The 8432-nt window shown below is 73.4% G+C and carries 8 protein-coding genes; 6 read left to right on the forward strand and 2 right to left on the reverse strand.

The window, feature by feature from the left end; translation table 11 throughout:
- Positions 1 to 26: 26 nt before the first annotated feature.
- Positions 27 to 1535 (reverse strand): MFS transporter, encoded by a 1509-nt coding sequence (locus ACFRMQ_RS34255; RefSeq protein WP_380734677.1) that lies wholly within the window; start codon positions 1533 to 1535, stop codon positions 27 to 29.
- 251 nt (positions 1536 to 1786) lie between these two features.
- Here ACFRMQ_RS34255 and ACFRMQ_RS34260 point away from each other — a divergent pair, with 251 nt between their 5' ends.
- Both ACFRMQ_RS34260 and ACFRMQ_RS34265 read left to right on the forward strand, forming a co-directional pair.
- Positions 1787 to 2107, forward strand: coding sequence for an NIPSNAP family protein (locus ACFRMQ_RS34260; RefSeq protein ID WP_380734678.1), 321 nt, complete (start codon positions 1787 to 1789; stop codon positions 2105 to 2107).
- Between the two features lie 112 nt (positions 2108 to 2219).
- Positions 2220 to 3425: a hypothetical protein gene (locus ACFRMQ_RS34265; protein WP_380734680.1), complete on the forward strand. Its 1206-nt coding sequence runs from the start codon at positions 2220 to 2222 to the stop codon at positions 3423 to 3425.
- Positions 3426 to 3526: 101 nt separating this feature from the next.
- Here ACFRMQ_RS34265 and ACFRMQ_RS34270 read toward each other — a convergent pair whose 3' ends face one another.
- Positions 3527 to 3937, reverse strand: coding sequence for an SgcJ/EcaC family oxidoreductase (locus ACFRMQ_RS34270; protein ID WP_380734681.1), 411 nt, complete (start codon positions 3935 to 3937; stop codon positions 3527 to 3529).
- A 191-nt stretch (positions 3938 to 4128) separates the two neighbouring features.
- Here ACFRMQ_RS34270 and ACFRMQ_RS34275 point away from each other — a divergent pair, with 191 nt between their 5' ends.
- The 4 genes from ACFRMQ_RS34275 (at position 4129) to ACFRMQ_RS34290 (ending at position 8396) form a co-directional block, all read left to right on the forward strand.
- Positions 4129 to 5175: an LLM class flavin-dependent oxidoreductase gene (locus ACFRMQ_RS34275; protein ID WP_380734682.1), complete on the forward strand. Its 1047-nt coding sequence runs from the start codon at positions 4129 to 4131 to the stop codon at positions 5173 to 5175.
- A gap of 97 nt (positions 5176 to 5272) precedes the next feature.
- Entirely contained in the window at positions 5273 to 5989 is a 717-nt protein-coding gene (locus ACFRMQ_RS34280) for a formyltransferase family protein (RefSeq protein ID WP_380734683.1), read from the forward strand.
- A gap of 50 nt (positions 5990 to 6039) precedes the next feature.
- Entirely contained in the window at positions 6040 to 7050 is a 1011-nt protein-coding gene (locus ACFRMQ_RS34285) for a sigma-70 family RNA polymerase sigma factor (RefSeq protein WP_380734684.1), read from the forward strand.
- A 146-nt stretch (positions 7051 to 7196) separates the two neighbouring features.
- Positions 7197 to 8396 (forward strand): acyl-CoA dehydrogenase family protein, encoded by a 1200-nt coding sequence (locus ACFRMQ_RS34290; protein WP_380734685.1) that lies wholly within the window; start codon positions 7197 to 7199, stop codon positions 8394 to 8396.
- Positions 8397 to 8432 lie beyond the last annotated feature (36 nt).

Here is an 8432-nt window from a genome sequence, read left to right on the forward strand (position 1 = left end):
GGGGCGGGCGGCGGTGGGACGGGCGGTCAGTCGGTGGCGCCCGCCGGGGCGGTGGCGACGGGCGACGGGGACGGCGCCGGGCGGCGGGCCCGCAGGACGACGCGGGACAGGGCCGCGCCGGGGACCACGCCCAGCGCGGCCACGACGAGGATCCAGACCGCGCTCGTCGACATCGCGCCGCCGAGGACGTGGGCGTGGGTGCCGTCGCCGGTCCGGTCGACCAGCGTCAGGTACAGCGCCCCGTACACCGCGATGCCCGCGACCTGGCCGAGCTGGACGATGGTGGTCAGCAGCCCGCTGGCGTCCACCGCCTTGTCCATCGGCACGTTGACCAGCGACTGGGTGAGCAGCGGGCTCACCGACAGGCCCATGCCGACACCGTTGAGGATCGTGCCGGCCCACATCAGCGCCCCGCCGGAACCGCCGTCCTGCATGGCGAGCGCCACCATGCCGTAGGAGACCGCGGAAACCGCCAGGCCGACCGGGGCCAGCAGGTGGTGGATCCGCTCGGGGAGCCTGCGCCAGTAGAAGCCGGCCAGGCCGAAGGCGACCGACATCGGGAGGTAGGTCAGGCCGGCCCGCAGCGCGCTCTCGCCGAGGCCCTGCTGGAGGTGCAGGGTGAAGACGAACAGGAAGCCGCCGTAGGTGAGTTGGACACACACCACGGTGACCATGCCGATCGACATGCCGGGCGCGCGCAGGACGGCGAGGTTGAGCAGCGGGTCGCCGCCGCGGGCCGCGATCCCCCGCTCGACCCGCACGAACACGGCGGCGAGCGCGACTCCGGCGGCCATGCAGACGAACGTCCAGGCGGGCCAGCCCAGTTCACGGCCGAGGACGGCGGGGAGGACCAGCAGGAACACCGCCGGGACGGCCAGTGCCAGGCCGTACAGGTCCAGCCGGCGGCGGCCGCTCGGGGCGTCCAGCGGAAGCAGCCGCGGCACGAGCGCGATCAGGACCAGGCCGATCGGCAGGTTGACCAGGAACACCGGGCGCCAGCTCGCGCCGAACAGGTCCGCGTTGACGATCACGCCGCCGAGGACGAGGCCGGCCACCGCGCCGGTCGACAGCACCGCGCCGTACGCGGACAGCGCCTTGGCGCGTGCCCGGCCCTGGAACCGCATCTGGATGACGCTCATGATCTGCGGCACCATGACCGCCGCGCTGGCACCCTGGGCGAATCGGAACACCACCAGCGTGACGGCGTTCGGCGCGAACGCGCAGCCGACCGAGGTGAGGGTGAACACGACGACGCCCAGCAGGTACATCCGGCGGCGCCCGTACAGGTCTCCCAGCCGGGCGCCGGTGATCAGCAGCATCGCGTAGGCGATCGTGTAGCCGCCGACGACCAGTTGCAGGGACGCGCCGGAGGCGTGGAGCTGGGTGCCGATCGAGGGCATGGCCACGTTGACGATGAACACGTCGACCAGGCCCATGAACTGTCCGAGCAGCAGCAGTACCAGCATCATCCACCGCCGGTTGGACTCTGCGGCGGGTGCCGCGGTCGGCTGCGTCGCCGACCCTGCCGTGGTCATGACTCTCTCCGTTCGATCGCTCCACCCCCGGGGCCGGCACGGGGGTCGCCGGCCGGGGCTCGGTCTACATACCGGCGACGGGGCCGGAACTCATCGCCGTCCGCGCGCGGACCGGGCCGGAGCTGTCGGAGCACTCAGGGAGAAGTCCGCCCCGGCCCGCCGCGGCTAGGCTCCCGGACGCCGACCCGCGCCGCGCCGAGCTCCGGGCCGGCCCCTCCAAATCCCTTTCCCAGTATGGGAGTTGACTCGAAATGATCTACGAACTGCGCGAGTACACCGCCGTCCCCGGCCGGCTTCCGGACTTGATCCGCCGGTTCCGGGAGCACGCCCTGGAGCTGCTCGCCGAACACGGAATGGAGGTGGTCTTCATCTCGCTGACGGAGTTCGGCCCGCAGACCATGGGCCAGGTCGTCTACGTGCTGAAGCACGACTCGTACGACGCCCTGGAACGCAACTGGGCGTCCTTCTTCGCCGACCCGCGGTGGACCGAGGCCAAGCGGCTCAGTGAGCTCGACGGACCGCTCGTGGCCCGGCTGGACCGGCGGATCCTCACCCCCACGCCGTTCGCGTGACCGGACCCGGCCGGTCCCCCCGCACCCGGGGCCGGTCCCTTCTCCGCCCTGACCGGCCCCCTCTCCTCCCGGGCCGGTCCGCCCCCCGCCCGGACGCGCGAAAGGTTCGCCGATGACGAACGAACGACGTTCCCTCACCTTCTTCGAGTCCCTGTTCTACCTGTGGCGCGTCGGCCCGGTCGTCGCGAGCGTCACCCTGGAGGGCCGGCTGGACGCGGAGGTCCTGGAGCGGGCGCTGCGCCTGCTCCAGCGCGACCATCCGCTGGTGCGCTGCTCCTTCCGTCGCGCCCCGGACTCCGTCGCCGTCGAACTGGTCGACGAGGGGCCGGGGCTGGAGCTCGTCGAGCCGGGGAGCAACGGCCTCGTACAGGTGCTCAACACCGAACTGGAGGACGACCGCCGGCTGTTCCGGGTCACACTCGCCCAGGGGCCGGAGTCGGCGGTGCTCAGCTTCGCCGGGGACCACGCCGGCAGCGACGCCCGGCTGAACACGCTGCTGCTACGCCGCATGCTCGGCCACTACACCGACCTGCTGCGCGGGGCGGAGAGCGCCGCCCCGCGCGGCGGGTCCGCGTTCGGGGGGTCGCTGGAGGAGGCCCTGCTCGCGGCGTACGAGCCCGGTCCGGTGGTGCTGCCGAAGGAGGGCGAGCCGCCGCTGACGCTCGGCACGGCGGCCGGCGCGCCGGGTGGACTGGCGGTGCGCGCGTTCGCCTTCGAACCGGCGACGACGGCCGCGCTGCTGGCCGCCGCCCGCCGGGGCGGGGTCTCCCTCACCAACCTGCTGGTCGGGGCCATGGCGTGCGCGGTGCGCGCCCGGTTCCCGGAGGCCGGACCGCTGCCGGTGGCGCCCGCGTTCGCCGTGGACCTGCGCGGCCGGGTCGATCCGCCGATCGCCCCGGACGCGCCGTTCTGCTGCGTGGCACGGCTGGTGTGCTCCACCGGAGTCGACGCCGCCGACAGCCCCGCCGAGGTGGGCCGGCGGATCGGCACGCAGCTCAAGGAGGCCCTGGAGCAGGAGGAGATCCAGCACCGGCTGGTCTCCCAGCGCTCGGTCGGCGAGGCCACCCCGCTGCCGCCGATCTCCTTCATGGTGTCGAACATCGGCGTCATCGAGGAGTATCCGGTACCGGAGGGCCTGCGGATCACGGACAGCCGGTGGGCCACCACCTCGCGCGGGCCGGTGCCGACGCTGTTCGGTTCGACGGTGGACGGCCGGCTGACCCTCGACCTGGTCTACGACACGGCCTTCCACCGTGCCGAGGTGATCGAGGAGGTGTCCCGGCGGTTCGAGGAGGCCCTGCTCGCCGGCCTGGACTGACGGCTCGCCGTCCCGCACCTGACGGCTCGCCGAGCACGCGGAAGGCCCCCGCTCCGGAAACGGAGCGGGGGCCTTCCCGCGGTGTACGCCCGGCCCGGGGGTCAGTGCGCGGGCGCCAGCATCGCGCTGTTGTGGTAGGCGGCGATGTGCCACGAGCCGTCCTTCTTCTCCAGGACCCAGGTGGCGTTGATCTTGCGGGTGTCGGGGACCTCGCTCTCGCCGGCGAACAGGATGCCGGACTCGCTGACGACGATCGCGGCGCTGTCCCCGAGGAAGCGGATGCCGAGCTGCTTGTTGTAGGTCGAGCTGCCCTTGAGCGGCCCCTCGAAGCCCTTGGCCATGCTCTCCCTGATCACGTCGCGGCCGGCGCGCAGCGATCCGGGCAGGATGGCGGTCGCGTCCTCGTTGTAGTGGACGACGAAGGCGTCGGCGTCGTTGGCCTCCCATGCCTGGTAGGTCGCGCCCAGCACTGCGTTGATCGCGGCCTCGTCCTCGGTACGGGTGACAGACATTGGATTCTCCCTCGGAGCCGGTCCGCCTGGCTGTTCCGACGGACTCACCCCTACATACCGGCGCCGCCCACGGAACTCATCGCCCCGGCGCGAAACTTTTTCCGGACCCGGCACAACGTGGGAGAAGCCGGGCGCCGGGCGCGGGAAATACCGTCGGAGCACGTGTTCGGCGCTTCGGGAGGGAGATCCACGTGGACGGCGGTTTGAGGACCAGGCCGGGGCTGGCGGTGCAGGCCGGGACGGTGCCACTGATGGTGCGGGTGGCGGTGGAGGCCGAACGGCGCGGGCTGCCGTCCTTCCACTCCAGTGAGTTCTACGACCGTTCGGCGGTGGTGACACTCGCCGCGGTCGCCGCCGCGACCTCCCGGATCCGGATCGGGTCGGCCATCGCCTGGGCGCTGGGCCGCACCCCGGTCGCCACCGCCACCGAGTTCCGGTCGCTGGCGGAACTCGCGCCGGGCCGGGTCCGGCTGGGGCTGGGCACCGGGAACCCGCAGGTGATCTCCGACTGGCACGGCCTCGACGAGGACCGGCCGGCCGCCCGGCTGGCCGAGCTGGTGCCGCTGATCCGGCGGATCTGGGAGGTCGGCACGGAGCCGGTGGACCACGACGGCCCGTTCTACCGCTGTCACATCCCCGTGGACCCGACGCTCCAGCCCTGGCCGCGGCCGGCGGACCCGGCCGGGGCGAGCCGTCCGCCGATCCTGCTGGCCGGCGGGCGGGCGCCGATGATCCGCGCCGCGGGCGCGGTCGCCGACGGGCTGATGGGCCTGCCCCTGTGCAGCGCGGCCTTCGCCGAGGAGGTGGTCCGGCCCGCCCTGGCGGCGGCGGCGAAGCTCGCCGGGCGCGAGCGGCCCGTCCCGATCACCGGGATGACGATCTGCGCGGTCGGCGAGGACCCGGCCCGGGCCCGGGCGCTCGCCGCGACCCAGCTGGCCGTGTTCGCGTCCCGGGCCTCGGCGGACCCGCTGATCGCCTTCCACGGCTTCGGGTCCGAGGTGGCCGCGATCCGCGAGGCGTTCGCCCGGCGCGACATGCCGGGCGTGGCGGCCGCCGTCTCGGACCGGATGCTCGACACCCTGACCGTCCACGGCACGCCCGAGGAGGCCCGGCAGCGCTTCGCCGCCGTCTTCGACGGCGTCTACGACGAGGCGCTGCTGTTCACCGCCGGCAAGGGCATGCCGGAAGGCGGGTTCGAGGAGAGCCTGCTGGCCTCCTGCGAGGCCTTCGGCGGCTGACCGGACCGCCCGCGGAACTCGGGCAACACGGAAGCAGTCCGGCGGTGCCGGCCGCCCCTACGCTCATGGCGACAGCCCCAGTCAGCGGGAGGGACCCATGAACATCTACCTGTCCGGCCAGGGGGCTTTCGCCGTCACCGTGGCGGAAGCCCTGGTCGAGGAACACAGGATCGTAGGGGTGGCCGCGCCGCGCCAGCGCCGGCGGCTCGCTCCGGGCCAGGGGCCGGAGGACGACGCGAACCCGATGACCTGGGACCGGCTGCGCTCCTGGGCGTACCCGCGCGGCGTCGAGTGGACGCCGTCGCCCGACCTGAGGGCGCACCACGTACCGGACGGCACCGACATCATCCTGGCCGCGCACTCGCACGCGTTCATCGGGCGCCGGACCCGGGCCCGCGCCCGGGTGGCCGCGATCGGCTACCACCCGAGCCTGCTGCCGCTGCACCGGGGCCGGGACGCCATCCGCTGGACGATCCGCGACGGCGACCGGGTGACCGGCGGCTCGGTCTACCACCTGACCGAGCGCACCGACGCGGGCCCGATCGCCGCGCAGGAGCACCTCCTCGTCCCGCCCGGCTCCACCGCCGAGTCGTTGTGGCGCGAGCACCTGACACCGCTCGGCGTGCGCCTCATCCTGCGGGTGGTGAGCGACCTGGAGCGCGGCTACCGCGTCGAGGTCGAGCAGGACGAGTCGCTGGCCCGCTGGGAGCCCGCCATGGGCGTCGCCCCGCTGTTCAAGCCCGAGCTGATCGAGCTGCCCGTCCCCGGCTCCGCCACGGTGCGCGCCGACCGGTGGGCCTTGAACGGGTTCTGACCTCCCGTCGGCCGCTCCGCGCGGTACGGTCGTCCGGCCGCGCGGCTACCATGGCCGGGGTGAGGGACCGGAAGGGGCACGCGGTGACCACAGAGGACGACTTCGACCGCCGCATCGGGCCGTACCGGTCCGAGCTGCTGGCTTACTGCTACCGGATGCTCGGCACCGTCCACGACGCCGAGGACCTGGTCCAGGACACCTACCTGCGGGCCTGGCGGGCGCGCGAGCAGTACGACGAGACCCTCAGCTCACCGCGCACCTGGCTGTACCGGATCGCCACCAACGCCTGCCTCACCGCCCTGAAGGGCTCGGGCCGGCGGCCGCTGCCGTCCGGGCTGGTGACGGAGGCGGAACCGCTCGGGCCGCTGGTGCGCGGCGACGACGTGCCCTGGTTGCAGCCGTTCCCCGACGCGCTGCTCGACACCGGCGACCCGGCCGGCACCGTGATCGACCGCAGCAGTCTGCGGCTGGCGTTCGCCGCCGCCCTCCAGCACCTGTCGGCACGCCAGCGCGGCGCGCTGATCCTGCGGGACGTGCTCGCCTTCGCGGCGTCCGAGACCGCGGACATCCTCGGCACCACGGTGGCGTCGGTGAACAGCTCCCTCCAGCGGGCGCGGGCCCGGCTCAAGGAGACCGGCATCTCCCACGAGGACCTCGGCGAGCCGCTCGCGGCCGAGCAGCGGGCCTGGGTGGACCGCTACATGAAGGCCTTCGAGAACGCCGACGTGGAGAGCCTCAAGCGGCTGCTCACCGAGGACGTGCTCATGGAGATGCCGCCGATGCTCAACTGGTTCACCGGCCGCGACAACTACGGCCTGTTCATGCACTGGGTGTTCGAGAAGTCCGGGACGGACTGGCACCTGGAGCGGATCACCGCCAACGGCCAGCCCGGCTTCGCCGCCTACCGGCGGACGGACGAGGGCTACGGGCTGCACACCCTCCAGGTGTTCACCGTCACCGCCGGGGGCATCAGCCGCACCTCGGTGTTCCAGGACCCGGAGGTGTACGCCGCCTTCGGCCTGCCCACCGAACTCGACGCCCGGGGGCTCCCCCGCGGCTGACCGCGGGCCCGATCGTCCGACAGGGCACGCTGGGAGGAGTCGGCTCCCGGCGGCCCGCCCGACACTGGGGTATCCGCACCTCTCCGGATACCCGCCCCCGTCATCGGTGTCGCGCGGCCCGGACCAGATCGAAGGAGCGAACCCCCATGTACGACCGTCCCAAGCGGTACCGGCTCCCGGAAGCCCCGCCCACCTCCGAGCAGCGCGAGTGGCTCGACCGGGTCGACCGGGTCGCCCCGCTGGTCGAGGCGCACCGGGACGCGGCGGAGCGCGACCGGAAGATGTCGCGGGAGGTCTACGCGGCCCTGCGCGACGCCGGCTTCACCCGCATGTGGGTCTCCCGGGCGTTCGGCGGCGAGCAGGTGTCGCTGACGGCCGGCATGTACGCCCTGGAGGCTCTGGCCCGGCTCGACGCCTCGGTGTCCTGGCAGATCGGCGTCCAGGGCGCGATCGGCCGGTTGTCCGACTACCTGCCGGAGGAGACCTCCCGCGAACTGTTCCGGGACTGCGAGGGCTTCGCGGTCGGCGGCGTCAAGCCCTCCGGCCTGGCCGAGCCGGTGGACGGCGGCTACCTGCTGCGCGGTGAGTGGGCGATGGGGTCGGGCTCGGCGCACGCCGACTGGCTGGTCTGCACGGCGCTGGTCTGCGAGGACTGGAAGCCCGTGCGGACGCCGGCCGGCCCGGACATCGTGATGCTGTACGTGCCCGCCTCCGAGGTCCGGTTCGAGGACACCTGGTACACCGTCGGCCTGCGCGGCACCGGCAGCAACCACTTCCGGGTCGACGAGCGGTTCGTCTCCGACGCCTACGCCGTCCGCAAGGGCCGCATGGTGCAGCCGCCGCCGGAGCGGGACTCCCGGGCCTACCCGATCGGCTACTTCGACTTCGGGCCGTTCTCCACCGCGCCGGTCGCGCTCGGGGTGGCGCAGGACGCGCTGGACGCCTTCTACACCACGGCCCATGCCAAGACCCCGGCCAGCGGCACGCGGACGCTGGCCGCCAACCACGTCGTCCAGGAGCGGTTCGCGCGCGCCGAGGCCGCGTTGTACTCGGCGCGGCTGCTGCTGTTCGAGGCGGCTCGGCAGGTCGAGGAGTCCGGAACGGCCGGCGACGACCTCAGCTCGCTGGTGCGGCTCGCCTCGGCGACCGCCGGCGAGGCCGCGACAGCGGCGGTGGAGGCCGCGTACACATTGGCCGGGACGACCTCGATGTACGCCTCCAGCCGGCTGGAGCGGGCCTTTCGCGACATCAACTCGGTGACCAAGCACATCGCGCTCTCGTACTCGCACTTCGAGACGGTCGGCGCGTACCTGCTCAGCGAGCAGCCCCTGGTGATGCGCCGCTAGGGCGTCGTCCTCGGACCCGTGCCCGCGATCCCGAGC

Origin of the sequence: Kitasatospora sp. NPDC056783 (genome assembly GCF_042789895.1) — a bacterium.
Lineage (GTDB): Bacteria > Actinomycetota > Actinomycetes > Streptomycetales > Streptomycetaceae > Kitasatospora.

What these genes read in the sequence shown, in the direction of transcription:
- ACFRMQ_RS34255 (WP_380734677.1), bottom strand. Translation starts at nt 1,535, where the DNA reads ATGACCACGGCAGGGTCGGCGACGCAGCCGACCGCGGCACCCGCCGCA.
- ACFRMQ_RS34260 (WP_380734678.1), top strand. Translation starts at nt 1,787, where the DNA reads ATGATCTACGAACTGCGCGAGTACACCGCCGTCCCCGGCCGGCTTCCG.
- ACFRMQ_RS34265 (WP_380734680.1), top strand. Translation starts at nt 2,220, where the DNA reads ATGACGAACGAACGACGTTCCCTCACCTTCTTCGAGTCCCTGTTCTAC.
- ACFRMQ_RS34270 (WP_380734681.1), bottom strand. Translation starts at nt 3,937, where the DNA reads ATGTCTGTCACCCGTACCGAGGACGAGGCCGCGATCAACGCAGTGCTG.
- ACFRMQ_RS34280 (WP_380734683.1), top strand. Translation starts at nt 5,273, where the DNA reads ATGAACATCTACCTGTCCGGCCAGGGGGCTTTCGCCGTCACCGTGGCG.
- ACFRMQ_RS34285 (WP_380734684.1), top strand. Translation starts at nt 6,040, where the DNA reads ATGGCCGGGGTGAGGGACCGGAAGGGGCACGCGGTGACCACAGAGGAC.
- ACFRMQ_RS34290 (WP_380734685.1), top strand. Translation starts at nt 7,197, where the DNA reads ATGTACGACCGTCCCAAGCGGTACCGGCTCCCGGAAGCCCCGCCCACC.